Below are 24,824 nucleotides of genomic sequence, written 5' to 3'. Positions count from 1 at the left end.
AGAGCCGGCCGCCGGGCGATGTCTTCCCCGGGGCTGGACGCTGGCAGCCGATCTGGCAAGTGTGGTATTCAGTTCTTAAAACGGGAGGAGTGCGACCATGATCGAACCGAAGCTCGAAGTTCCGGCCGAACTGCGCGACCTGGCCGAGAAGACGATTGACCAGGCGGAAAAGGCGTTCGGAATGTTTTTCGAAGCCGCCACCAAATCGATGACCACCGTTCCGGGCGCGGGGGCGGACGTGTCGAAGCAGGCGCTCGCTTTCACCGAGCAGAACATGAAGTCGGCGTTCGAGCATGCTCGAAAGCTCGTCCATGCCACCGACATTCAGGAGGCGATGCGAATCCAATCGGATTTCCTGCGCAGTCAGTTCACCAGTGCCGGAGACCACATGCGCCAGATGACCGGCAGTCTCATGCAACCGGGGAAGGGCAAGTCCTGATTCTCGGTGTGTTCACGGCGCGGCCACAGATTGGACTTGCGCGGTGTGAATATCCGCACATCGATGCTGGTACCGACCCATGATGGGCGTTGAATGGACCTCATTCGCCGCCCATCATCCTTTCTGCTGATCCCTGTCGGTTCTCAGGCAGGGATTTGCATTTGTCGCAGGTGTCTTGCCCGGCCGGCCGCTCTGCTAACGCAGCGATGCGATGTAGGCCGCGATGTCGCCGGCTTCGGTCCGGCTCAAGGGGAAATTCGGCATCTTCGGGTGCGGCTCTAGCAGGAAAAAGGCGAGCCTTTCCGAACTGAAGTCAGGCCTGCGCGCAACGGACGCGAAGGAGGGGACGTCGGCGCTCGCCTGGGTCTGGCCATTCGCCACGACATGGCAGCTGGCGCACCAGCGCCTCGCAAGGTCGGAGCCGTGATCGGCATCGGCGGCGATAGCGGACGACGTGCCCACGCTCGAGGCCACTGCTACCAGCAGGCAAATTCGTCTCAAATGCCGGTGCATAGGGCAACCCTGTGTGTTGGCTCGCAACGCCGTGCTCATCCGCAACACGAACCCGGAAACTGCGAGAGGTCGATGCGGGCGACGATCGACCGCAGCAGCTTGCGGGCCGAACGATAGAGATGCCGGGCGAATCTCGGCGTCCTTGCCGCAGGCAGGACAAAGCTTGTCGTATCGAGTCTTTTCGTATCAAGGCTTTCGATGGAGTGCGACACGTGCCTCTCCGGGATGGCGAGGCCCTTTCTACCGTGGCCGGCTCGCGGCAGCCTTGATCTGCCGCAAAGGGGCCGGACTAATAGTCGCCGGGGTTCATGATCATCGGGCTTCGTGTATCGGCCGGGGCGAGCGCGCTGCTGGCGCTGTCGCGCAGGAAGCGGTCGAGTGTCGCCTGGATCTTCTCCTTGACAGCATCGGGACCGCGATCGCTCATCTCGGTATGCTGTGCGCCAGTGTGGATAATGTCGATGCCGCGCGCCTTGGCCTCTTCCGGCGTCGGCAGCACGCCGGGATCGGTTACGAAATGCGGATCCTTCGAGCGGAACGACAGGATCTTCATGTTGTCGCTAAGCACGAAAGGCACCCGCAGATTGTCGAGCGTGATCACTTTCGACACCAGCTCCGGGTGCTGATGGGCGACATACATCGAAACGTCGCCACCGTTGGAATGTCCGACGAGCGTGATGTGGTCGTAGTCGGCGTTCTCCTGCCGCCGCTTCAACTCGCCCAAGGTGAAGAGGATGTTGGCCTCGCAGCGGATATAGACCTCGCGCCGGCCGACATATTGCTGGCCGGCCTTGGTCATCAGCGGCGGATCGCTCGGCAGATCCTGCTGGATGCTGGCGACGAGATAACCGCGTGCAGCGAGCGCGTTGGCGAGGAAGGAATATTCGGTGGCCTTGACGGTATTGCCGTTGCTGATGATGGCGAGCGGGAGCTTCCAGAGGCCGAGATTGGCCTTGGTCTCGTAATCGCGCCGGACAGCGATTTCGACCGCAATCGGCCGCTGGCGCGTGGCGTCGAACAGGGTCAAAACCTCATGACGGATCGCGAACCGGCTGACGACGAAATACTGGCCGACGCCGAGGACGCAGAGAAACGCCAAGACTGCAAACACCCTTTTCATGGTTCCGTCTCAAATCACTTTTGACTGAACATGGCCATTGGGAACTGCCGGATCGAGCGATCGTGAGCAGGTTACGGGATTAAATTTAGGCAAGTCTGTGAGCCACGCCCCAGAAGGGCCGCACGCCGGGGGCCACAGCGCGAAGGATAAGGGGTTTACAGACGGCCGCCCTTGCCGCGTTCGGAGCAGAGTCGCAGCGCGCTTGACAGAGTAAACAGGAAGCGCGGGCTGCGGCGCTCGTTGTCGGGTGCCCGGTAGCTCAGGGGGACAGCCACGCCGAGATCAGCCTGGAAATCGTCCGGCAGGAAGAACCGCACGCCGGCTCCGGCCGAGGTCAGCGACAGACCCTCGCTCAGGCGGTAACCGTCGTTCCAGACGGCGCCGGCGTCGCCGAAGGCGTAGAGCTGATAGCCGGTCCAGTAGCGGAAATTGAGCTTCTGGTCGAAGCGCAGTTCGAGGGAACCGGCAAGACCGTTGTCCCCGCTGATTTCGGCAGCGCCATAGCCGCGCCCGAAGGCAGCGCCGCCGAGATAGAATTGCTGCGAGGTGAACAGCGGCCGTGAAGCCGTCTGGCTCGCAGCGGAGAGCTTGAGCGACCAGACGTCGTTGAGCGTCTGGTAGCGCGTGAACCAGAGGTTCAGCACCGAGAAGTTCGATGACGCGCCATCGCGCGACAAAAGATCATCGTCGAAATGCGAGGCACCGAAGATGTCGAGGCCCTGGCGGAAGGTCAGCGTCGCGAAATTGGTGCCGCCGAAATGATCCTGGAGCCGGTAGTCGGCGGTCAGGCTCGCGGTCCTGATGTGGTCGTTGTACCAGGCGCCGTAGAGGTCATGCTCGGACACGTTGCTGAACGTCGTCGCCGCAGTCAGGGTCAGCGAGGACAATTGCGACTGCAATGGGACGATGCTGGCACGCAGCTCGAACGCCTCGGTCGTAGTGATGTCGCTGTCGAGGCGGCGGGCATCGCCCGGCCTGACCGCGCTGTACAGGACGGATCCGCCGAGACGCACGCCGTCGACGCCGACGGGTGCATCGTAGGACAGCCGTGCGAAGCCAAGCTGGCGGGGGTCGTTGGCGATGGTCGACAGGTTGACCGCCAGCGTGTCGCCGGGCGTGAGATAGGAGTTGAACGCGCCGGTCGCGTAGGTCTGCCACGGACCGACTGATGATGAGCCGAGATTGTCCAGGCCGAATGAGGAGAAGACGTGCCAGGTCTTCAAATAGACGATGAGGCGGAAGCGGCCGGTTGCACCGCCGATCTCCTCCAGTGCGGTATCGGTGATCCGGACACCGGGTCTGCCGTTGATGAGAAAGAGCTGGCGTTCCAGCGTTTCCAGGCGCGACGGTTGCTCGGCCAGAACCGGCCCGAGCATCGGTCGCACGCCGAACTGCTCGGCGCCGTCGCCTTTCAGCTCGGCCTGCACGATAGCGCCTTCGACCACCCGGATCCGGAGCAGGCCGTCGGCGATGTCCTGCGGCGGCACAATCGCACGGCTCAAGTGAAAACCATCGGCGCGGTAGAGATCGCTGATCGCGCCGGCGATCGCGGCGAGATCCGCCTGCGATACCTTCCTGCCGACATAGGGCTGGTAGACCGCAGCGATGCGATCGGGGGAAATGGCCCGGGCTCCGCTGACGTTGATGCCGCGCAGCACGAACTGAGGCTTGGTATCGCCGCCGGTGTTGGGCCGGTCGATTGTTGGTAGTCGGACCGGAGGGCGGCTCAGCGATTCCCGCTCGGTTTGGTTTTCAAAATATTTTTCAGTTTGGCGCGGATCGAAACCTGGCTGGTTCGCCTGTTGTGCGAAAGTTTGAGGAACTTCGGCGAAAAAAGGCGCCAACAGCGCCATTGTGGTAAGGAGATGCCGCTTCCCGACGCGCGCAATGCGCCTGTCCCCGTAGTTTGACGGAGATGTGCCCCTGCTGCGGTAAGAGGTCGTTAGCCACATGATTTTTCATAGTTTTTTATGGTCAATGAACGGTTAACGCGACTGCTCCGCTGGCCGCTTCCCGCTAATCCTATGTTGAGTGATTTCGGATACCCCTCAGGACTGGCTGTCACGCGGACTGAGGATCGTCATGCTGAGCAAAATTGGAATGCGGTGCGCCTTCGCGGCTGCGCTGATCCTGGGAACGGCCTCCGCTGCATCCGCCGCGGACGATGGTGTCTGGTCGGTCGGCAAAGCCACCGGCGAGGTCTGGGTCGCCACCAGTGGCGCGCAGCAGGTTTCGTTGAATCAGCAGGAGGCACTCAAGCCCGGCGATACCATTCGCACCGGACGAAATGGCCGCGTGCTGCTCGTCCGCGGCGAGGAAACGATCCTGATCTCTCCCAACTCGGTGGTCGGCTTGCCGACCGAGAGCAAGGAGGGCCTTTCGACCACCATCATCCAGCAGGCAGGTTCGATTCTGCTCGAGGTCGAGAAGCGCAACGTCAAGCATTTCGAGGTCGAGACGCCCTATCTCGCCGCCGTGGTCAAGGGCACCCAATTCAGCGTCACCGTGAACGCGGGCAGCACCAAGGTCGGCGTGCTCCGCGGTCAGGTCGAGGTCTCGGACTTCAAGACGGGACAGATCGCCCAGGTCCTGCCTGGGCAGGCCGCCACCGTCTTCGAGCATGGCAAGCCCGGCCTCTCCCTGAGCGGCTCCGGGACCTTCAATCCGATCGAGCACGGTAAGCCGCGCGCCTCGAGCATCGAGCGCGTCCCCGTGCCGAAATCCGGCCTGTCCGCCCCGCGCAACGCGGCGAACGGCCATGCGATCCATGCGCTCGGTCCGACCGACAAGGGCACCAAGGCGGCCACCGCGCCCAAGCCATCGCAACAGGCGGCCAGCGGTCATGCTCCCAAGGGCGGTGCCGCCAAGCCCGGCGTCGTGCGCATCTCGAGCCCGCTCGGCGAGGTCAAGCTGAACGTCCACAAGGTTACGCACGGGCTCGCCCACGGCGGCGGAGCCCCCGGACAGGTGCGCAACGCGCACGCGAGCACCGAGACGGTCTGGAGCGACTCGAAAGCGAGCGCAACGGCATCCAACAGCACAGTCCAGACTGCGGTTACCACGAGCAGCGGCGTGACGGCTGGCAGCACCAGCTCGTCGGCGGCGAGCACGACAATAGCCGCGACCACGGCCGGTGCGTCCAGCGACGGCTCCGGCGGCGGCAGCGAAAATTCCGGTGGCAAGACCAACACCGGCAAGGGCAACTCCGGTAACGGCAATTCCGGCAATGGGAATTCCGGCAACGGCAACGGTAACAACGGCGCCACCGGTAACGGCAAGGGCAACAATGGTAACGGCAACGGCAATGGCGGCGGCAACGGCAGCAATGGCCACGGCAATGCCTTTGGCCACAACAAGCACTGAGGCGATTTCCTGGGGATGAGGGGGCGTACCTGCATAAGCAGGTGCGCGGGAGGACCGGAGTGAAGCGCTATCGTCCGCATATTCTAGTCGTGACCGCGCTGGCGATCGTGCTGTCCACGGGGTGGCATGGTGCGCTTCGCAACACGCTGACCGATTTGCGGTTCGCCTGGCAATCGCGTGCCGCAAGCGGCAATGTCGTCGTCGTTGCCATCGACGCGCCCTCGATCGAGCAGATCGGGGTATGGCCCTGGCCGCGCCGCCTGCATGCGGAATTGTTGCACAAATTAGAGGCCGCGGGGGCGCAGGACGTCGCCTTCGACGTCGACTTCAGCTCGCCTTCGGACCCGGCCTCCGACGAGGCCTTCGTCACGGCGCTGCGTGAGGTCGGCGGCTCGACCATCCTACCGTCCTTCAAGCAGCCGGCGCCGAATGGCGGCGCAGCTCATATCAATCGACCCCTGAAGCCGTTCAGCAACCAGTCGTGGCCGGCGCTGGTCAATGTCGCGATCGAATCCGACGGGCTCGTTCGCCGCTATCCGTTCGGCGAGAAGCTCGGCGATGCCTTGATGCCGTCGATGGCCGTCGTGCTGGCCGGGCAGGACGCCAACCGGCGGCCGCCTTTCCTGATCGATTTCAGCATTCGGACAACCTCCGTTCCGAGTGTCTCCTACGTCGACGTTCTCCGCGGCAACACGGCCACTCTCGACAAGCTGAAAGACAAGAAGATCATCATTGGAGCGACGGCGCTTGAACTCGGCGACCGCTTCAGCGTTCCAAATGGTCGCATCATCTCCGGACCCATCCTCCAGGCACTGGCAGCAGAATCGATCCTCCAGAACCGAATGCTGCGATGGACCTCCGATACCGGCATGATTCTGGGCCTCGGTGTGATCTGCCTGCTGATGATTTATTCGTGGCGCCGCTTCGCACCGGGAATTCGCGTTGCAGTCCTGATCTCAGCCGGGGCGGCCTTCGAGCTGGTCGCCGTCCTCGTGCAGGCAAGATGGCCTTTCATTATCGACACATCGCTGTTCCATATCGCGATTGTGGCTTATCTGACGGCGATCGCACTCGACGAAATCGATTTTCGTGGTCTCCTGGGGCGCATTGCCGAAAGCCGCTTTCATCGCATCGCGATGTCGCTCGGCGATGGCCTCGTCTGCACCGACGAAGATCAGCTGATCACCGTGTGGAATCCCGGCTCCAGTGCGATCTTCGGCTATATGCCCGCCGAGATCATCGGCCGCCCGTTCGAAACGCTATGTGCCGTTCCAGTGGACGGTGAGGCGAGGCCGTCCACGCGCGACGCCGCGCGCCAGGCACTCCTCGCACCCGGCGGAGCGGTCGTCATCGAGTTCGAAGGGCGGCGCAAGAACGGTGAAACTTTCCCGGTCGAGGCGAGCTTCTCGGGCTGGCAGGGAACGGACGGCTTCCAGTACGGAGCTATTCTGCGCGACATTTCGGTTCGCAAGCGCGAGGCCGAACGCGTCAGATATCTCGCCGAGTACGACGCGCTGACCGGTCTGGTCAACCGCAACACGCTGCATGCCGCACTGGTCGGCATGATCGCGGATGCAGCGCAGCGTCCTTGCGAGGTCGCGCTGCTCGTAATCGGGCTCGACGGCTTCCAGAGCATCAACGACATGCTGGGTCATTCCGCCGGAGATCTCGTGCTGCAGGCGGTCGCTATTCGCCTGAAAGCTGAGGCGCGCGACGGCGCTGTCGTTGCCCGGCTGAGCGGAGACGAATTCGCCATTGCGCGCAAAGGCGCCGATGGCGACGAGCCGATCGCAGAGTTCGCCGAGCGCATCGCGCGCGCGTTCGAAGCGCCGCTTGCGACCGGCACGCGGCAGCATCGCGTAAGGATCAGCATCGGCGTCGCGGTCCATCCGGAAGGCGGACACAACGCCGACGATCTCCTGAGCAACGGCCATCTTGCGTTGACCAAGGCAAAGCTGACGCGGCGCGGCGGCCATGTGATCTTCGAGAGCGCGATCAGGCAAGAGCTGGAAAACCGGCTGACGCTGGAGAGCGAATTGGCGCTTGCCGCGGACCGAGGCGAGTTCGAGCTGTTCTACCAGCCCCAGGTTCGCCTGGTCGACGCCAGCCTGGTCGGAGCCGAAGCGCTGATCCGTTGGCGGCACCCCGTGCGCGGCTACGTTTCGCCCGGGGAGTTCATGCCGGTGGTCAATAGCTCGGCCTTGTCTGAGCGGATCGGAAACTGGGTGATGGAAACTGCCTGCCGGCAGGCACGCGCCTGGGAATTGTCCGGCGAGGGCGTGCGCGTCGCGGTCAACCTGTCGCCCTCGCAGATCCACTCCGGCGACCTCGCGCATTCGGTTGCGGGACTGCTCGAAGCGACGCGGCTCACGCCGTCACTGCTCGAGCTCGAAGTCACCGAGGACATCCTGCTCCACGACGAGGCCCGCGTGCTCGACATGTTCAAGCGCATCCAGCAGCTCGGCGTCCGCGTCCTGTTTGACGATTTCGGCACGGGCTATGCGAGCTTGAGCTATTTGAAGAAATTTCCGCTCGATGGGCTCAAGATCGACCGGTCGTTCGTGCTCGGTCTGCTCGCGAACTCCGACGATGCCGCGATCGTCGGGTCGACCATCGGTCTCAGCAAGCAGCTCGGTCTTACGGTGGTGGCCGAAGGCATCGAGAACCGCGCTACGGCTGACTTCCTCGTGAGCATGGGATGCGAGGAAGGCCAGGGCTATTTCTTCGGCCGTCCGATGCCGGCGGAAGCATTCGAGCGGCAATTCCTCGCGTCCGAGTGCGCGGCCGTCACTGCCGCCTGAACACCGTTACGATCTAGCGCCGACGCGCGACCGCGACGCCGAACAGGAAAGCAACGAACAGGCTGGCGAGCGGCGCTTCGCGCGTGATCGCAGCGACGGTCGCGAGGGGCCGGCCCGGCTTTCGCGCTTCGTCGATAGCGGAGGTCATGCGGTCGACAGCCGCATGCAGGCCACCTGCGACTTCACCGATGGTGCGAGATACGTCCGACGCGGCATCGATGGCGCGCTCGGCCATGCCGGGATGTGAGGTGGACTGCGGGATCTCCGTGTTCAAGTGCGCAACCTCCAGGCTGATCATGTGTGGCGAGGCCGGTACCTTTGGCTATCCGCGCGAGCGCTCGTTCTGAACAGCGGGTCAGATGACCTTTGGCTATCCGCGACAGGCGCCGTGGTTTTTACGGCGGGTACCGGCCTTGGAAGAGCAATTCGGCGCCAGGGGTTTTGTTCCGACTCCATGCACCCTTGCGCAGACCTTCTCCGTGAAACGACGGATGCGAATCTCTGTTAGGCTGGCTCAATCTTGCTGATCTCAGGAGACAGCTGTGACCGACCGGACCACGACGGATCGAGCCCGGCGCATCGCCTTGCTCGGCGCTCCCATCGACATGGGGGCTTCGCAGCGCGGTACCCTGATGGGCCCTGCGGCGCTCCGCACCGCCGGCCTTGCGACACTGCTCGAGAGCCTGGATTTCGAAGTCGTCGATTACGGCGATCTCTCGGTGGCCGAGCTCCGGGACCTCGCAGACAAGCCCCCCGACAAAGCCAATCACTACCGCGAAATCCAGCGCTGGACGCGGGTGCTGAGCCGGAGAGGCTACGAGATCGCGAAAACCGGCGCGCTGCCGATTTTTCTCGGTGGCGATCACACGCTGTCGATGGGATCGGTGAATGCCATGGCCCGTCACTGGCAGGAGCGCGGGCGGGAGTTGTTCGTGCTCTGGCTCGATGCCCATGCCGATTACAACACGCCGGAGACGACGATCACTGCCAACATGCACGGCATGTCGGCGGCATTCCTGTGCGGCGAACCCGGCCTCGACGGATTGCTCGGCGATGATCCGCGCGCCTCGATCGATCCCGACCGGCTCGACCTGTTCGGCGCGCGCTCGATCGACAAGCTCGAAAAGGAGTTGATGCGGACGCGCCGGATCAGGGTTGTCGACATGCGCCAGATCGACGAATTCGGCGTCGCCGTGCTGATCCGTCGCGTCATCGAGCGCGTCAAGGCCAACAACGGCGTCCTGCATGTCAGCTTCGATGTCGATTTTCTCGACCCCGGCGTCGCACCCGGAGTGGGTACGACGGTGCCGGGCGGAGCGACCTATCGCGAGGCGCATCTGATCATGGAGCTCTTGCACGATTCCGGAGTGGTCGGTTCGGTCGACATCGTCGAGCTCAATCCGTTCCTCGACGAGCGTGGCCGCACCGCGCGCACCGCGGTCGAACTGATCGGCAGCCTGTTCGGCCAGCAGATCGCCGACCGGCCGACCCCGAGCAATGCGATCGCGCCGGGCGAGTGACGGACGAGCTGTTTGTGCGCTGCGAAGAAGAGAACTGCCGTCGTAGCCGCCGGATTTAGATCAGTCCAGATGGAAATCGCCTGTTTTTGAAATGGCTGCGAATTGCAAATGCTCGTCGCAGAATGTTTCATGCGGATCGCGCTACAGCCGAGGATCCGCCAATGAGCCGCACCTTCGACGCCGACGACAAATCCGCGGGCACGACTCGCCGCCGCTTTCTACGCGGAAGCGCTGCGGTAGCAGGTGGGACCGTCCTGGGCGCCGGCGCATCGGTTGCCGCCGGGGTCGACAACCTTCCACCCAACATTCCCGAATGGATGAAGGCGCCGGGCGAGCCGACGGGCGGCCAGCCCTATGGCGTGCCATCGCCGTTCGAGAAGGGCGTCGTCAAGAACATCTCGAAGACGCTCAAGCAGTACATCTCGGCCTCCAGCCGGACTCCGTTGCAGGAGCTCGATGGCATCATCACGCCGAACGGCCTGTTCTACGAGCGGCATCATGGCGGCGTTCCGACCATCGATCCGGCCCAACACCGGTTGATGCTGCACGGGCTGGTCGAGCGCCCGCTGATCTTCACAATGGATGATCTCAGGCGTTTCCCGTCTGAATCGCGCGTCCACTTTCTCGAATGCTCCGGCAATCCCGGCTACAGCAAGCCTTACGGCAGGACAGCGTCGGACCTCGTGGGCCTGGTGAGTTGTGCAGAATGGACCGGCGTCAGCCTCAAGCTGGTGCTCCAGGAGGCCGGGTTGAAGCCGGACGCCAAATGGGTCGTCGCCGAGGGCGCCGATGCGGCTGCGCTGACCCGCAGCATCCCGATCGAGAAATGCCTCGAGGACGCCATGCTGGTCTACAGCCAGAACGGGGAGCGGCTTCGCCCGCAGCAGGGCTATCCGCTGCGGCTCTTCCTGCCGGGCTTCGAGGGCAATATGAGCGTGAAGTGGCTGCGCCGTCTGCATGTGGCGGCGGAGCCGGTTTATTCGCGCGAGGAAACCTCGAAATACACCGACCTCCTGCCGGACGGCACCGCGCGTGAATTTTCGTTCTACATGGAGGCGAAGTCGATCATCACACGGCCCTCGGGAGGCCAGCGCCTGAACGCACCCGGTTTCCACGAGATCACCGGCATCGCCTGGAGCGGGCATGGCAAGATCGCGCGCGTCGAAGTGTCCGTGGACGAGGGAAAGAGTTGGCAAAGCGCGCAATTGCAGAAGCCGGTGCTGACGCGTGCTCTCACGCGCTTCCGTTTGCCGTGGCGGTGGGACGGCAAGCCTGCCGTGATCCAGAGCCGTGCCATCGACGAGACCGGCTATGTGCAGCCGACGCTCTCCGAGTTGCTCGCGGTACGCGGCGAGAACTATTTCTACCACAACAACGCAATATGGCCCTGGCGCATCGCGGCTGACGGCGAGGTGACCAATGCGCTGGCGTGAGACTTGCGGCATTGCTGTCGTCATCGTGCTGTGTGCGTTCGCGAGCGGAGCGCAAGCACAAAGCCTGTACGGCGTCGGACGCCCCGCGACCGCTGCGGAGATTGCGGGCTGGAATATCGACATCGGACGCGACGGCAGCAATCTGCCGAAGGGAAGCGGCTCGGTCAGCCATGGGCGCGAGGTGTTCGCCCTGCAATGTGCATCATGCCATGGCGACAAGGGCGAGGGCGGGCTGGGTGATCGGCTCGTCGGTGGGCAGGGCACGATCGCAACGCCAAAGCCCATCCGGACCGTCGGCAGCTATTGGCCATATGCGCCGACGCTGTTCGACTACATCCGCCGTGCGATGCCGCAGAACGCGCCGCAATCGCTGAGCGATGAGGAGGTTTACGCGGTGTCGGCGTACATCCTGAACCTGAACGGGCTGGTGGGAGCGGATGCGACGCTCGATGCCAAATCGCTTGCGGCTGTCAAAATGCCGAACCGCGACCGGTTCGTCGGCGATACGCGGCCGGATGTGAAACAGTGAATGCCCCGTGGCCGTCAAGTTCCCGCCATTGGCCGGGAACTTGCCTGGGCCGAGGGCGGAACTCGCAGGACGCGATTGCATTAACATGCGAGAGGAAAACGTATGGCTTCTACGATGGCAACGGATCGGTTCGCAAATTCCATGTCCTCAGCGCTTCGCCATCCCGGCGTGATCGCGTTGATTGTGGCCGCGGTGACGATTGCTGCGATGCTCGTCGTCGATCATGGGCCATGGAATCGCGCCAAGACGCAGCCCGCCCACGTTGCGATGCATGCGACCACGGGCGAGGCCGCCCGCGCCGCAGGCGCCGCAGTGCTCCCGACCGAACAGAAGTCGCCGGTCGAGCCGGAGCGGCCGGGGCCGAAGACATCCCCGACCGTCAATCCCGTGACGCCGTAGGATGCTCTAGCCCTTGCGGCCGTAGTTGAGCAATCCGCCGCTGGTCTTTGGCGGGTGCGCCCGAAGGGCTTCCTCGTTTGGATCGGTGCCCCAGCCGGGCCGGTCCGGAATGACCAGATGGCCGTCCTGAATTTCGGGCTCATGCGTGAACAACTCGCGGTCCCACGCCAGGCGATCGATGTCGATCTCCATGATGCGCAGGTTCGGCACGGCGGCGCAGAAATGCGCGTTCATCATCGAGCAAAGATGGCCGTAGAAATTATGCGGCGCAACGTTGACTTCGCACGCTTCCGCAGCGGCAGCGATCTTCATCGACTGCCAGACGCCGTTCCAGGGCGTGTCGATGATCGCGACGTCCATGGCCTGCTCGCGGAAATAAGGCAGGAATTCCCGCAAGCCCAATAGCGTCTCGCAGGACGAGATGGGATGCGGGCTTTGCCTGCGGATGTAACCGAGCGCTTCCGGATTGAAGCTGTCGATCTCGACCCAGAACATGTCGAGGTCCGCGATGGTGCGCAGGATTTTCAGGTAGCCCTCGGTCTTGGCGTTGAAGTTGCAGTCGAGCAGGATGTCGACGTCGGGGCCCGCACCGTCGCGGATCGCTTCCAGATGCATGCGTAGGTCGCGCAGGATTTTGCGATCGACGTTGATCTCGGGGGCGAAGGGAGAGCCGAAGCCCGGTCGCCAACCGGTTGGCTTGCCGTCGTCGTAGGAGAAGATGTTGGTCTTGAGCGCGGTGAACTTCTTCTCGCGCACCTCGCGTCCCATCGCCTTGACGCCGTCGAGGTTCTCGATCGGCGGCTTGTACCAGGACGGGTGATTGATCCGCCACGTCGCGCAATGTGACCAATAGACCCTGACACGGTCGCGGATCTTGCCGCCGAGCAGTTCGTAGCAGGGCACACCGAGACACTTCGCCTTGGCATCGAGCAGTGCGTTCTCGATCGCGCCGAGCGCCTGCGCCACCACGCCGCCGGCGGCAGGACGTGTGGCCGCGAACAGTTCGGCGTAGATGCGCTCGTGCCGGAAAACGTTCTGCCCGATGACCCGGGCCGACAGGCGCTGGATCGCAGCGCCGACGCCGGGCGAGCCGAAGCCCTCGTCGAATTCGCTCCAGCCGACGATGCCGTCCTCGGTCGTCAGCTTGACGAAGTGGTAGTTTCTCCAGCCGGCATCGCAGGCGAGAATTTCGAGACTTGTCGCTTTCGACGATTTAGTCATGTCGCTCCCTGTCGCCCGGCTGGGCTTTTTTCTTTGGCCGGCTCGCAAGCCCCGCTCCAGCCGCAACTGTTAAGCTAATGGCCCTGCGCAGTGAAGCCCGGCGAGCTGCGCCGGGGGCGCTTTGCCGCCTTGCTGCGGCGGAATACTCCGTAGAGTCCGGTGGGGACAGCCATGATCTTTCCCGGGATCGTCCTGAAAAGGGACCATGCTTTGACGTTTTTGGCCACAATCGGGATCGACCCTCCGGCCATGAAATTTCTGGCTGTGATTTCGCTCCTGGCGCTGCTCACGATGGGTGGGGCTGCCATTTCCGATCAGTTTCTGACGGCCGATCAGCACGCCGCGCACGGGGTGGAATAGCGCGGCGGGCGTGGACGTTCTTTGTCTTGGGGGAGACAGCGATGCTTTCGATCGATCAATTCCTGCGCTTCGTGAGCGTGCCCGCCCTGTTCGCGGCCTTCATCATCGCCTCGCAGATATCGGCAGCCTTTTCGAACGGCTAGCTAGTCAGCCGATCGCGGAGGAGCCGAGCAAAGCGAGCACGGCCAGCGCCATCAACGCGGTGCCGAGCCAGCCCAGCGCGACGAGCCATGACCGGCCCTTGAAGCGACCCATGATCGTCTTGCTCGAGACGATCAGCATCATCATGGCCATGATCGGAACGGCGACGATGCCGTTGAGCACGGCGCTCCAGACCAGCATGTGGATCGAATCGATCCCGGTGAAACCGAGTCCGAAGCCCATGATGGTGGCCGCGGCGATGATGGTGTAGAAGCCCACCGCCTCGTCGGGCTTCGCTTCCAGCGTCGCGTGCCAGCCGAAGATCTCCGCCACGCCGTACGCGGCCGAGCCCGCCAGCACCGGAATTGCGAGCAGGCCGGTGCCGATGATGCCGGTCGCGAACAGCGCGAACGTGAAGTCGCCGGCGAGCGGCCGCAGCGCTTCGGCGGCCTCCGTCGCCGAATTGATGTTGGTGACGCCATTCGCGTGCAGCACCGAGGCGGTGGTGAGGATGATGAAGAAGGCGATGCCGTTGGAGAGCAGCATGCCGGCGATGGTGTCGGTCCTGATACGCGCGAGCTCCGGATCGCCGCCGCGCTTCAGCTCGCGCAGCGGCTTGTCGCGCTTGCCCTGGTTCATCTCTTCGACCTCCTGCGAGGCCTGCCAGAAGAACAGATACGGGCTGATCGTGGTGCCGAGCACGGCGACGACCATCATGAAATAGTCGGCGCTGACATTCGTCTGCGGCCACACCGCCGCGAGCAGCGCCGTGCTCCACGGGATCTTGACGGTGAAGGCGGTCGCGACATAGGCGAACAGCGCCAAGGTGAGAAATTTCAGCACCGGCGAATAGCGCCGATAGGGCAGAAACACCTGCAGCAGGGTCGAGCCCGCCGCGAAGATCAGCGCGTGCTCGTGGTTGAGGCCGCCGATCACGAGCGAGAGCGCCTCCGCCATCGCGGCGATGTCGGCGGCGATGTTGAAGGTGTTGGCGGCAACGAGCATGGCGACGAGCGACAGCACCGCCCAGCGCGGCGCGACCTGCATGACGTTGGCGGCCAGCCCCTTGCCGGTGACGCGGCCGATCCGGGCGCTGACGAGCTGGATGGCGATCATGAACGGCGTGGTCAGAAACACCGTCCAGAGCAATCCGTAACCGAATTGCGCGCCGGCCTGCGAATAGGTGGCGATGCCCGACGGATCGTCGTCGGCCGCCCCGGTGACGAGTCCCGGCCCCAGCCGCTGCAACAATGTCGGCGCGGATTTCGTGGGGGTGAGGGCACTGTCGGTCATGGCAGGAGGGACCTCGGTCGGGCGCGTCCTTCACAAATGCCAATGAGGGAACAAGGTTCCCGATAGGGATGAGCCGGCTCATTTCTGATAAAGCTAATCGCTTTTGACTCGTCGGGCAAAACACCTGTATAAGGGCATCATCGGAGAATACCCGGTGCCCGCTTTGGCGCGCATCCCGAGTGCAACCGGGCGGCCAGGGACGGCTGTCGCGCAGTCCGCAACCCGCGCATGGTCACCGGCGAGGCGTTGGTCCCCCGAGCAAGTGTCGTCCGAATTATTTGATGCTGACGAACATGCCCCAGGCGCCGGCCAGCGCCGCGCCGGAAAAGACGATCAGCGGGTTGTCGCAGAACGCACTGCCATAGGTGCACATGGTGACGCCGAACGAGCCGATCTCGTGGTGGCTCGCGGAGTAGAACAGTCCCGACAGCACCAGCAATGCGGCGGCGACGACATACATCGACGATCTCTCCGAGGTTTTCCCGATTGCGTCTGTCGCAAGGGAGATGTTCCAGCATGGCGCGAACCCATTGCATCCTGCCGAATCCGCCCTGCTGCATTTGAACTAAAGTCGACCTGTCGGGCGGCCCGCTGCCGCCGCGGCCGCGGGGTTGCGCGATCTGGATGTGTGATCGGGGTCGGTTGCGTGGGACCTCCTGGCCGCGCTCTCCATCAACGAACAATGGATAAGTACCGGGCGTGATTGGAACAAATGTCCACTTTGATGCTTAGGAACTCAGTCCTCCAGTGTGAGCGATGCGATGAGCAGTGAACAGCAGGCGGGCCCCTCAACGCGGCCGGGTCAGCACTATCAGCCGGCGCCGGCGTGCCCCAAATGCGAGAGGGACACGCGCCGCCTGACGTCGATTTTGGACGTGAAGCGCGATCGTTCGGTCCAGATCTTCCGCTGCGATGCGTGCCGCGAGGAAGTCTGGATGTGAGCGAGGCCTGTCGACTGCGTCGGTCGATTGCCGGACGGCTGCGCTGCAGGTTGCATGAGAATGTCGCATAGGAACTCCGCCTGTTTTTGCTGATTATCGCCTGCATCGACCACGCAGGCGAGACAGCTTCCCACCATGCAATCACGCTACCCGTTGTTGAAGAAGTGGACAGCGGAAGAGCACGAGCGGTTGAAGGCCTTGGCCGAAGCCGGCTGGCGGCCGGACGAGATCGCCGGCGAACTTGGTCGCAGCGAAGCGGCCGTGAGGGTGCGAGCCTGGCAGCACGGCATTTCGTTGCGCCTCGTCACGCAGAAGCGCGGATCCTGAAAAACAGCTAGTTTGAAGGCCCGGAAGGGCCGCACGTCAATTCCGCGATTCTCCCGGAGGCATCGAAGGCGAGCGTCGCGCTCACGACGCCCCGCGCGCCCACGCCATATGAGATGACCGCGCCGTCACTGGTCGGGAGCAGATTGTCCAGGCCGGACGCGGGATAGGTCTTCAGACGATCGACCCAATAGGCCCTCAGGCCGTCCCGGCCCGCGATCGTCTTCATGCCGCCGCAGCCGCAATGGACCACCGCGTCGTCAGCATACATTGCCAGAATGGTTTCGAGATCGCCGTCGCGGTAGGCATCGAGCCAGTCGACCGCAGCGGCCATCGGGTCAAAGGACATGATCCTGCCTACGTGCCGTTTTTGCTGGCCGTGCTTTAGAGGCGGGGTCATGAATGGGCAGTGAAGGCCTTGGCAGGTGCTGGTTCATGAATTCGGCGGAAGGGTGAAAGAAGACTTGCCGGGGCCAGCGACACAGACGACCGGATAGGTTCCTAACTTCGAAGGAAATAAAAGACTCACCCCAACGTGCTGATCGGGCGCATCATCCGCGCAACACCGAATTGACCCTGGCTACGACCGGTGATGAGAACGCCTCCTTGCGCTCCCGCCTTCCTCCCATGGAAAGGAGCGCGCCATGAGGCGTGTTATCAAGCAAGACAAACCGTTGAAACAGCGCCTTCTCGAAGAAGCGCAAAATCTGCGCGATGAGGCGAAGCTGCTGCCCTATGGGCCGCTTCGCGACGCCGCCTTGAAAAAGGCCCGGCAGGTTGAAGCCGCCGCACATATGGATGATTGGCTCAGTTCGCCCGGCCTTCCGCCGACGAAGAAGGACGATACGCCGGGACCGCATTGAGCGCGCCGAAAAACGAGGGTCTGTTCCGGAGCACCCAGCGCAGGGCGGCTTCCGCCACCCTCATTGTCAGCCGGCGATGGAGACATCCATCGGCTGAAATCCGCGGACCTGCGGCAGCGACATGAAGCCCGGCTTTGCGAAATAGTAGCCCTGGAACAGCGCGATGCCTGCGGCCCGCAAGGACGTGAGCTCGGCCTCGCTCTCGACGCCTTCGGCCAGCACGGTGATATCGAGCTCGCGCGCGATCGCGGCCACCGCGGAGACGATCACCTGCTTGGGGTGGCTGAGCTGGATGTCTCTCACCAGCTCCATGTCGATCTTGATCAGGTTCGGCTGCAACCGCGCAAGCAGGCTGAGGCCGGCATAGCCCGCGCCGAAATCGTCCAGCGCGGTCCAGAACCCGAACGCCTTGTAGGCGCGCACGATGTTTTCGATATGCGCGGGATCGGTGATCCGCTCGTTCTCGGTGAACTCGAACATCAAATTCGATGTCGGAAAGCGCGCGCGCCGCGCGGCCTCGAGCGATTTCTGGATGCATGCGCGCGGCTCGTACACCGCATTCGGCATGAAGTTGATCGACAGCCGCGCCTCCGGGTCGTCGAACAGCGCGCCCGCGGTTTCGATCGCCATCACGCGTGCGGCCTGGTCGAAGCGGTAGAGCTGATCGTCGGTGAGCTGGCTGAGGACGCTGTGCGCGCTTTCGCCGTGCGGACCGCGCACCAGGGCCTCATAGCCCCAGATGCGGTGTTCGACGACGTTGACGATCGGCTGAAAGGCCATCTTGAACTGGAACGGGAGCTCGCTCCCGTCGGCACATCCCGCACACTTCACAGCCATCGCAACCCCCTTTCAAATGCCGGAGAAAACTAGGTCGCAGGCGTTAAAGAACAGCGAAGAGCGGGGCAATAGCAACCTATTCCGCCATGCGCGCGTTGCGCCGAATGGTGAATCAAGAGATCAGGCCGCGGCCGATGTGTGCTGTTTGCAACAAACCCATGACCTTCGTCGACGCGGTGAGTTCACCGGAGGGGGCGATGTCCATCTTCCGCTGCCCCGGGTGCCGCAAGCTGTCCTGGGAGAAGCCCACGCGAGATCAGACCTAAAAACCAGGGTGTTCAGGCGGGCTTGGATTTGGACTTGGGCTTGGATTCGGACTTGGATTTGGGCTTGGCGCGTCGCGACGAAACACGCCTGAAACAGTGCTGAAACCAGATAGTCTCGAACGCCCCGCCGGCTGCGTCCGACCAATCAAGCGAAAAGGAGATCATCATGATCCAGGTCGGTTCGAAGGAAGAAGTCGCGTTTCTGCTGGCGCTGTTCGGCTGTCACACCCAGCCGGTCAAGCGGCCGGCGAAATCGCGTCAGGCGTGAGGCGCTGATCCCATGCCAGGTTTGGCCGAATGCCAGAGCCTCTTGCGGCTTCTGATCGCAAGGGGCGACCCGAAGGCCATCCCGCTCGCGACAGGCGCCATCGATCAATATCTGAACACGGCGCCGGCCTGCATGCGCGGCCGCGGCCTGCGCGTGCTCCAGCGCGATGCGCTCGACCAGCATGGCACCGCGGTCGGCGTGCAGCGCTCGTTCGCCGAGACGGTGGATGCCTATATCGTCGGGAAGCTTGCGGAGGAGTGAGGGGGACGAATGTCGTTTCGCATCTCGTCTCGCCCCTGCGCTTTCGCGTCGTGAAAAGGCACGAACGCGGCAAGCGATGCTGCCGCGTTCGATTTGTCATCGTATCCAGTGCTGGGCTTCCGCACGATTACTGGGTCGGCGGCAGCACGGCCTGCGTGGTCTGCTGCGGCAAATTGGTGTAGGTCGCACTTTCCTTGGTGCAGATATCCCTGAACACCACCACGCCGGCCTGCGGATATTCCTTCACGAGGCAGTTGCAGTTGTTGTTGACCACCGGAGCGGGCGCAGCCGCCACGGCCGGTGCCGCAACCACGGTGGCGGGCCGCTGCACGACGACCGTCTTCTCCACCACCTGCGGGGTGGGAATGTACACCGGCCTGTTCACGACAACCGGATACTGGACCGGCCGAACCACGACCTGCGGCGGGATATAGACCGGCGGCGCGGGCCGCGGATAGACATTGACCTGGGGCATCGGCCGGGGGCCGGGGACCACCACCACCGGGCGCTGGCCGCCGTTGCCGCCATAGCCGTTGAAATGGGGACCGAATTGGGGCCGCGCCTGCGGCGCATTGCCGTACTGTCCGTTCTCGCCCCAGCCGGCCTGCGCCGAGCTGCTCGCAACACCGGCCGCAACACTGGCCAACACGATCGCTGCCGCCATCTTCGTGATCATCAAGGTCTTCGTCATGGTCCACCTGTCTGGTTGTTTGTTTTGTTCCAAGCCGTCGTCGTGGGATGAGTGATAGGCCGACCTGGCGCGCGTATCCGTGACGCCGCGCACACAGCGGGCGAAATCCTCCTTCGATGGAATGAGACATGACGTACGAAGCGCGGCGCGGCGGGCGCTCATGCGCCGACGGGATCGACGCTGGCACCGGGCGCACGCCGGCGAAGGGCGGGCGCGGGATCTGCGGCAAGCGACGCCTGGGGTTCCCGGAACCCGTTGAACCCCAACAGATTTTTTCGCTGGCTTGGGAAACCTTTGCCCGTTTCGGACCTATTACGGCAAAGGATGCTGCAATGCCCCGATATTATTTCGACCTGCGCGACGACACCGGTGTAGCGCTCGACGAGGAAGGGCTGGAGCTGGCCAGCTCGCGCGCCGTTCAGGCGGAGGCCGCCAAGTCGGTCGCGGACATGGCGCGCGATGCCATCCTCTCCGCTCCGCCCGCGGGCGGCAGGCAGTCGATGGCGATCGACGTTCGCGATGCCGGGGGTCCCGTGATGCAGGTCAAGTTCTCGTTCGCGATCGAGACCTTCAGGACGCCCTCGACATCACGCGATCATTGACGCGTGAGAAATTCCGGCGGGGATTGCTCGGGCTCGAGCACGGCGATCTTGCGGCCGAGCTGCCAGACCTCGACCTTGCCGTGCCGCGTGAACTGCTGCGCGAAGGTGAGGGCGTTCGCATCCGACGCCGCCTCGAACGCTTCGGCGGAGCGGAACACGCCGTTGTCGCCGACGAGATATGCGCGATATTGCTGGCTCATGTCGGCGGCCTCAGCCCGGGCGAATGCAGCCAGGCGGAAATATGCATGGCGGTCTCGTCCTGCCGCGCCTTGCGCAGCAGCATCTCGCGGCGGCGCCCCGGCGCGAGCGCGCGCGCTTCCTCGCGAAGCCGCGCGGCCTCCTCGGCGAGCCGTTCGTCGAGTGTCCTGGTCTGCTTGAAACGTCGTCGCGTCGGCATGCTCGTCTCCCTCGTTCGTCCGGGGCGGGAGCGCTGGTTCGGCGTTCTCGTCACCGGTCGATGCCAATTGCCTTGCGGTGATGGATAAAGCTTACGCCCGTCGTCTGCGGCGAAGACACATCATATGATATGTCGGCGGATTAAATTGCGTGAGCAGGTTCAGTGGTTTGAGCGGGTTACTCAACTTGAGGAAATGTTCACTTTTGGACAGAAGCGAGCTGAGCCGGCGGCCGGGATGTGTCGGATGATCCGCGCGTGACGTGAGACGTCTGCGCCGACCGAGCGCTGCCGACGCTCGGCGCGGCAAAGCCGACGACATTCACGCGCGCTCTACAAGTTATTCGGCCTGGGCCTTGACGCACTTGATGAAGCGTAATCGCGTTTGACCATCCGAACTGAGGAAGATCCTCGCTCGCTCAATCAGACGGCTCTCGACCACTTCACAATGTTGCCTTGACGAATTTGCACCGTATTGGCCTTATGAACAACCGAGGGCTCATCCGTGAGCATGGTTTCGACCCTCTCGATCGCAGTCGGCAAGTCCGGAGCTTCGAACGCCCTGATCTCTTCGACTTCCAAACCGCCGTTGTCGTGGCGCACAACAAAGTCGCACTCGAATTTCAAGACAAGTCTCTCCCATTGATGCGAGCTTGTGAGCTAATGCTTAGAGATAAGCTTCGCAAGGGAATCTGGCTCTTTGGACGCCAGCGCCATCATAGGCGGAATTGCCGGGTCGGTTTTCAACTCACCGATGAGCGGCGATATGGGCGTGCTAGGCGCGTCGGTTGGAATGCTGACACTTGCGTGTATCCGGCTCTGGAGCGGACAGCTGCGTACAGATTCAAGATGAACTCCCCAGTCCAACGGGTATTAACGAGCAACCGTAGCAGCGGCGAACGCGTCTTCCTTCTCGATGCCGCGTGCGACGATCTTCAAGCATTCGTCAGGCAGCGGCCGTTGTAGCGCCTTGGCTTCATCCCAAGGCGCTCGGAGCCACACGTCCCGCTCTTCATTCGTGGTCAGGATCACCGGCATTGCTTTCGGATGGATCGGCTCCACGACCGCATTCGGCGTCGTGGTAAGAAAACCGTACACCTGATGCGGTCCGGGGATCGGCTTCGACTTCGTGCCACGATCGCCGTTGAAAGTCGTCCAGATCCCGGCGAACGCGAACAGCGGACGAGCGTCCGCAAGCGCAAACCACACGATGTCTTTCTTCTTCGTCTCCGGGTTGGGCTCCGGCGCGTATTCGGCAAAACTGTTGACCGGGACGAGGCAGCGGTGATCCGGCTTGAGCCACGCACGCCAGTGCGGCGACGAGGTGTTGCGAATGTTCGTCACGGGCGGGCCGCCGGTGCGCGGCGGCGGCGGCATGCCCCAGCGCATCAGCACCATCTCTCGCTCACCAGCTGCGTCGCGAATGACTGGCGCGGGGTAATCCGGAAACACGCCGGGCATCGGCGCCAGATTGCCTTCATAGCGGCGGACGACCCGAAAGAGTTCGGCAATGGCCGCCTGATTAGTCGTGATCGAATAGAGATTGCACATATCAGCCTATTTGGAAGCTCTTGGACTTGTGGACTCTAACGCTCTTCGTTTGGGTGGACCCACTTGTATGGCGTGATGCTTTGCGTTTCGGTCAGCTTGATCATGTGGACGGGAGGCGCATAGCGTCCTTTCCGACAGGATCGACACTTGAGGGAAGCTTCGAGCTTCCAGATCGGTGTATCTCGCGGCCGGCGGATCGAACTCAACGCAGACTAGAGCGCGTCTTGCATCTGTTGCACTCCACCTCGAGCCAGCCCATGCCACCGTTCAAGCATTGCTCGATCGTCGGAGACGGCTGGGAGGGGCCGCCATAACCCTCCATTCGGATCGACCAGGCTCGAGCTTCGGCACGATCGGCATCGCGAATTGCTTTGTTGGCTTCTTCGCGGGCGTGCTTGGCGTGAACGTTTGCCCCCAAGATCTGGCCGCCCTAGATAACTTCGCGTGATTTGGTCCCCATGCTGGCACCAAAGCGACTTGTGAACGTGATGGCAAATTGTCGATTCCTAGTGGGCGGAAGGGGCAACCTGCTACTGCCTGTCGTGGCTGTGGAAAACGCCGGCGGCCTCAGTGCTGCGTCGGTTCTTCCTCGACCGGCTCGCCGTGTTGATGACCGCTTGTGACCCTGACAGACATTCGGTCGGCATGTTTTCAGGAAAGGTTCTACAGTTGCTAAACTGTTCCCATGCGGGACGGGTACTGGCCTGTTTCAACCCTCAGTGGCCTAATTTGATTTTGGCAGTGGCCTGGTTTGCTTGGAGCGGCGAAGGACAAAAGCGCCTGTCATCCCGAGCAGGAAACAGATTCCGAGGGTGTAGCCTGCTGGATTAAGCAAGCCTGCCCTATCTGCCAGATAAATCATCGCGATTGCCGCAACCACTTGCGCTATCCAAATGCGCCACACTGCTCTCAACCCTCCGCCAAAGGCAGCACGATTGCGACGCAAGACAATCCACGAGGGTGCCCATAGCACAGCGACGAGAACTACAATTACGAACAAAGCAAACATGACGGCCTATCCACGCGCCTGCAAACCCGCCTCAGTTGGCGGCCTCTTTCATATCACACGAAGCGGGTATCTCGTCGCTTATTGGCCCGTAGCCGACGTTAGCTCAGCGTGCCGCGAGGTCTGCCTTTGGGAGGCAAGCTGAAGCGCGCAATTCGAGCTGCCAAGGCAGCTTTTGACCCCATTGCGGAAATTTTTAGCAGCCGAGTAACGAACCGTTAGACTTTCAGTTGACCACTTCGAGAACCGAAACAGCTTTGGTGAGAACCCGGCCTTAAACGTTAGTTGCTTTGCTCATCTATCTCTAAGACCCGAATCGTTTGGGTTCCGGGCGCCAAACTTTCGATAGCTGAGGATCACAATTGAGGTCATCATCCGGCTTGCACTTCATCGGGCTTGACCACGTTCGGGCATTGGCGGTGCTTATGGTATTCGCTTGGCACTTCACGCATGCCACTGGCGGTTATCCCGGGACGTTCGAGGGCGCCCCTGCTGTGTTTCCGCTGGCTCTGTTCGATGAAGGTCACACCGGAGTGGCCCTTTTCATGGTGCTCAGCGGATATCTTTTCGCAAAATTGCTTGACGGAAAATCGATAAGCTATGCTGCATTTTTCTGGAATCGTTTGATCCGGCTCGCACCCCTCCTCGTCCTCGTCCTCGTCCTAGTCGGGATCAGCAGGCATGCGGCGGGCGAGAGCCTGGGTGGATACGTCGCAAATATGGCCACGGGATTCGTCGTCCCGGCTTGGCTCAATGGCGCATGTCCATCACCGTCGAAATGCATTTCTACATCGCGTTGCCCCTGCTGATCTACCTGAGCAGGCGCCAGAAGTGGGCACCAGTCGTCTTCGTGGCGGCAGCGATTGCCCTGCGCTCCATCATCTTCCTGATGACCGGGGAAGTCGAATATTTCGCGTACTACACCATCATTGGCCGCATAGATCAGTTCGCTTTGGGCATCACCGCATTCAGCTATCGTCGCATTTTCGCCGGAAGGCATCTTTTCATCGTCGGAATACTCGCAGCGTTTACTGTTGGGTTCTGGACGTTCGACTTTGCCGGCGGCTATTACGGAACAGAGCGCAATCCGCTCTGGATAATCCTCCCGACCGCCGAAGCCGTGGCCTATTCGTCGCTTATCGCCTACTATGACACCAGCTTCAGGATGGGAGGCGCTGGCATTTCATGGGCATTTTCGAAGATCGGTGAGTATAGCTATTCCATCTACCTGCTCCATACCTTCTTCGTGTTTCAAATAGCGGAATTCATTCAACGCAACGTGATGGACATCTCGAACTTCTACGTTGCGCTGGCGTGGTCATTCGCATGTTTCACCCTGATGATACCCGTCGCGGTCATCAGTTTCACTTACGTGGAAGCGCCTTTCCTTCGGCTTCGTCGGGTCTATACAAAGCCAAATACAGAAGTCTCGCTCAGTACGGCGGGTGAGCCGATGATTCAATGCGAATAGGAGCAGTCAGATTTAATAACAGGGCAGCCTCTTCTTCATCTGCTCATGGCCCATTGCTGACCTGGGGCGCGCAGCCGGTCCAGGACCGCTTGTGACCCTGGCTGTGTGAAAATGCCATTGCGCTGCTATGATTCTCTCGATGATTCTCGGGAGAGAATTAATGAGGCGCTTCATTGAAGAGGCGGATCGTGGGCAGTCGACGCTGCTGCCCGAATGC

At 62.4% G+C, this 24,824-nt stretch carries 29 protein-coding genes; 14 read left to right on the top strand and 15 right to left on the bottom strand.

The genetic code is table 11. The features are described from left to right. The first annotated feature begins 97 nt into the window (after positions 1–97). Positions 98–439: a phasin gene (locus C7G41_RS33550; protein ID WP_106946545.1), complete on the top strand. Its 342-nt coding sequence runs from the start codon at positions 98–100 to the stop codon at positions 437–439. Between the two features lie 195 nt (positions 440–634). Here the strand turns inward: C7G41_RS33550 and C7G41_RS33545 are convergent, their stop codons facing one another. From C7G41_RS33545 to C7G41_RS33535, 4 genes are all read right to left on the bottom strand, one after another. Continuing rightward, on the bottom strand, positions 635–952 hold the full coding sequence (locus tag C7G41_RS33545) for a c-type cytochrome (protein ID WP_106946544.1): 318 nt from the start codon (positions 950–952) through the stop codon (positions 635–637). Positions 953–987: 35 nt separating this feature from the next. After that, positions 988–1,164 (bottom strand): hypothetical protein, encoded by a 177-nt coding sequence (locus C7G41_RS37505; protein ID WP_158268069.1) that lies wholly within the window; start codon positions 1,162–1,164, stop codon positions 988–990. 77 nt (positions 1,165–1,241) lie between these two features. Continuing rightward, positions 1,242–2,072: an alpha/beta hydrolase gene (locus tag C7G41_RS33540; protein WP_106946543.1), complete on the bottom strand. Its 831-nt coding sequence runs from the start codon at positions 2,070–2,072 to the stop codon at positions 1,242–1,244. Between the two features lie 155 nt (positions 2,073–2,227). Further along, positions 2,228–4,024 (bottom strand): ShlB/FhaC/HecB family hemolysin secretion/activation protein, encoded by a 1,797-nt coding sequence (locus C7G41_RS33535; RefSeq protein ID WP_106946542.1) that lies wholly within the window; start codon positions 4,022–4,024, stop codon positions 2,228–2,230. A gap of 130 nt (positions 4,025–4,154) precedes the next feature. Here C7G41_RS33535 and C7G41_RS33530 point away from each other — a divergent pair, with 130 nt between their 5' ends. Continuing rightward, complete coding sequence (locus C7G41_RS33530) at positions 4,155–5,435, top strand: FecR domain-containing protein (RefSeq protein ID WP_106946541.1); 1,281 nt, start codon at positions 4,155–4,157, stop codon at positions 5,433–5,435. Positions 5,436–5,494: 59 nt separating this feature from the next. After that, complete coding sequence (locus C7G41_RS33525) at positions 5,495–8,236, top strand: EAL domain-containing protein (RefSeq protein ID WP_199198750.1); 2,742 nt, start codon at positions 5,495–5,497, stop codon at positions 8,234–8,236. A gap of 13 nt (positions 8,237–8,249) precedes the next feature. Here the strand turns inward: C7G41_RS33525 and C7G41_RS33520 are convergent, their stop codons facing one another. Beyond that, on the bottom strand, positions 8,250–8,534 hold the full coding sequence (locus tag C7G41_RS33520; protein ID WP_106946539.1) for a hypothetical protein: 285 nt from the start codon (positions 8,532–8,534) through the stop codon (positions 8,250–8,252). 244 nt (positions 8,535–8,778) lie between these two features. Here C7G41_RS33520 and rocF point away from each other — a divergent pair, with 244 nt between their 5' ends. From rocF to C7G41_RS33500, 4 genes are all read left to right on the top strand, one after another. Then, entirely contained in the window at positions 8,779–9,756 is a 978-nt protein-coding gene (gene rocF / locus C7G41_RS33515; protein WP_106946538.1) for an arginase, read from the top strand. A 161-nt stretch (positions 9,757–9,917) separates the two neighbouring features. After that, positions 9,918–11,189 (top strand): sulfite dehydrogenase, encoded by a 1,272-nt coding sequence (gene soxC / locus C7G41_RS33510; protein ID WP_106946580.1) that lies wholly within the window; start codon positions 9,918–9,920, stop codon positions 11,187–11,189. Continuing rightward, positions 11,176–11,718 (top strand): c-type cytochrome, encoded by a 543-nt coding sequence (locus C7G41_RS33505; RefSeq protein ID WP_106946537.1) that lies wholly within the window; start codon positions 11,176–11,178, stop codon positions 11,716–11,718. The genes soxC and C7G41_RS33505 overlap by 14 nt, the downstream gene beginning before the upstream one ends. A gap of 102 nt (positions 11,719–11,820) precedes the next feature. Next, the gene (locus C7G41_RS33500; RefSeq protein ID WP_199198749.1) at positions 11,821–12,117 is read left to right on the top strand and encodes a hypothetical protein; all 297 of its coding nucleotides are present in this window, start codon (positions 11,821–11,823) and stop codon (positions 12,115–12,117) included. Between the two features lie 6 nt (positions 12,118–12,123). Here the strand turns inward: C7G41_RS33500 and C7G41_RS33495 are convergent, their stop codons facing one another. Then, positions 12,124–13,338, bottom strand: coding sequence for a mandelate racemase/muconate lactonizing enzyme family protein (locus tag C7G41_RS33495; RefSeq protein WP_106946535.1), 1,215 nt, complete (start codon positions 13,336–13,338; stop codon positions 12,124–12,126). A gap of 171 nt (positions 13,339–13,509) precedes the next feature. Here C7G41_RS33495 and C7G41_RS33490 point away from each other — a divergent pair, with 171 nt between their 5' ends. Further along, positions 13,510–13,698: a hypothetical protein gene (locus C7G41_RS33490; RefSeq protein WP_106946534.1), complete on the top strand. Its 189-nt coding sequence runs from the start codon at positions 13,510–13,512 to the stop codon at positions 13,696–13,698. Between the two features lie 147 nt (positions 13,699–13,845). On the opposite strand, the gene C7G41_RS33485 is transcribed toward C7G41_RS33490, so the two are convergent. Next, positions 13,846–15,132, bottom strand: a complete 1,287-nt coding sequence (locus tag C7G41_RS33485) for an NRAMP family divalent metal transporter (RefSeq protein WP_106946533.1) — start codon at positions 15,130–15,132, stop codon at positions 13,846–13,848. A gap of 274 nt (positions 15,133–15,406) precedes the next feature. Then, positions 15,407–15,592 carry a hypothetical protein gene (locus C7G41_RS33480; RefSeq protein ID WP_007612773.1) on the bottom strand — a complete coding sequence of 62 codons (186 nt, stop codon included), beginning with the start codon at positions 15,590–15,592 and terminating at the stop codon, positions 15,407–15,409. Between the two features lie 616 nt (positions 15,593–16,208). Here C7G41_RS33480 and C7G41_RS33470 point away from each other — a divergent pair. After that, a complete protein-coding gene (locus tag C7G41_RS33470; RefSeq protein WP_106946531.1) occupies positions 16,209–16,400 on the top strand; it encodes a hypothetical protein in 192 nt (63 codons plus the stop codon). Between the two features lie 7 nt (positions 16,401–16,407). Here C7G41_RS33470 and C7G41_RS33465 read toward each other — a convergent pair whose 3' ends face one another. Next, complete coding sequence (locus C7G41_RS33465; protein WP_106946530.1) at positions 16,408–16,746, bottom strand: nuclear transport factor 2 family protein; 339 nt, start codon at positions 16,744–16,746, stop codon at positions 16,408–16,410. Between the two features lie 295 nt (positions 16,747–17,041). Between C7G41_RS33465 and C7G41_RS33460 the strand changes: the two genes are divergently transcribed. Continuing rightward, a complete protein-coding gene (locus C7G41_RS33460; RefSeq protein WP_106946529.1) occupies positions 17,042–17,260 on the top strand; it encodes a hypothetical protein in 219 nt (72 codons plus the stop codon). A 66-nt stretch (positions 17,261–17,326) separates the two neighbouring features. On the opposite strand, the gene C7G41_RS33455 is transcribed toward C7G41_RS33460, so the two are convergent. Further along, a complete protein-coding gene (locus tag C7G41_RS33455; protein ID WP_106946528.1) occupies positions 17,327–18,097 on the bottom strand; it encodes an EAL domain-containing protein in 771 nt (256 codons plus the stop codon). A 546-nt stretch (positions 18,098–18,643) separates the two neighbouring features. Here C7G41_RS33455 and C7G41_RS33445 point away from each other — a divergent pair. After that, positions 18,644–18,892 carry a hypothetical protein gene (locus tag C7G41_RS33445; RefSeq protein ID WP_106946526.1) on the top strand — a complete coding sequence of 83 codons (249 nt, stop codon included), beginning with the start codon at positions 18,644–18,646 and terminating at the stop codon, positions 18,890–18,892. A 127-nt stretch (positions 18,893–19,019) separates the two neighbouring features. On the opposite strand, the gene C7G41_RS33440 is transcribed toward C7G41_RS33445, so the two are convergent. Then, positions 19,020–19,583: a hypothetical protein gene (locus C7G41_RS33440; protein ID WP_106946525.1), complete on the bottom strand. Its 564-nt coding sequence runs from the start codon at positions 19,581–19,583 to the stop codon at positions 19,020–19,022. Between the two features lie 332 nt (positions 19,584–19,915). Between C7G41_RS33440 and C7G41_RS33435 the strand changes: the two genes are divergently transcribed. Then, positions 19,916–20,185 (top strand): hypothetical protein, encoded by a 270-nt coding sequence (locus tag C7G41_RS33435; protein ID WP_106946579.1) that lies wholly within the window; start codon positions 19,916–19,918, stop codon positions 20,183–20,185. Here C7G41_RS33435 and C7G41_RS33430 read toward each other — a convergent pair. From C7G41_RS33430 to C7G41_RS33415, 4 genes are all read right to left on the bottom strand, one after another. After that, positions 20,179–20,385 (bottom strand): hypothetical protein, encoded by a 207-nt coding sequence (locus C7G41_RS33430; protein WP_106946524.1) that lies wholly within the window; start codon positions 20,383–20,385, stop codon positions 20,179–20,181. The genes C7G41_RS33435 and C7G41_RS33430 overlap by 7 nt on opposite strands. After that, entirely contained in the window at positions 20,382–20,582 is a 201-nt protein-coding gene (locus C7G41_RS33425; RefSeq protein ID WP_106946523.1) for a hypothetical protein, read from the bottom strand. Before C7G41_RS33425 ends, C7G41_RS33430 begins: the two co-directional genes overlap by 4 nt. 420 nt (positions 20,583–21,002) lie before the next feature. Beyond that, positions 21,003–21,206 carry a hypothetical protein gene (locus tag C7G41_RS33420; RefSeq protein WP_106946522.1) on the bottom strand — a complete coding sequence of 68 codons (204 nt, stop codon included), beginning with the start codon at positions 21,204–21,206 and terminating at the stop codon, positions 21,003–21,005. Between the two features lie 246 nt (positions 21,207–21,452). Beyond that, positions 21,453–22,130 (bottom strand): SOS response-associated peptidase, encoded by a 678-nt coding sequence (locus C7G41_RS33415; protein WP_106946521.1) that lies wholly within the window; start codon positions 22,128–22,130, stop codon positions 21,453–21,455. Positions 22,131–23,561: 1,431 nt separating this feature from the next. Between C7G41_RS33415 and C7G41_RS38890 the strand changes: the two genes are divergently transcribed. Continuing rightward, positions 23,562–23,945 carry an acyltransferase family protein gene (locus C7G41_RS38890; protein ID WP_306768080.1) on the top strand — a complete coding sequence of 128 codons (384 nt, stop codon included), beginning with the start codon at positions 23,562–23,564 and terminating at the stop codon, positions 23,943–23,945. Next, positions 23,897–24,607, top strand: coding sequence for an acyltransferase (locus tag C7G41_RS33405; RefSeq protein ID WP_306768078.1), 711 nt, complete (start codon positions 23,897–23,899; stop codon positions 24,605–24,607). Before C7G41_RS38890 ends, C7G41_RS33405 begins: the two co-directional genes overlap by 49 nt. The last annotated feature ends 217 nt before the right edge of the window (positions 24,608–24,824 follow it).

Source organism: Bradyrhizobium sp. MOS002, from assembly GCF_003020115.1.
Classification (GTDB): Bacteria; Pseudomonadota; Alphaproteobacteria; order Rhizobiales; family Xanthobacteraceae; genus Bradyrhizobium.
This window is presented reverse-complemented; position numbering and strand designations above follow the sequence as displayed.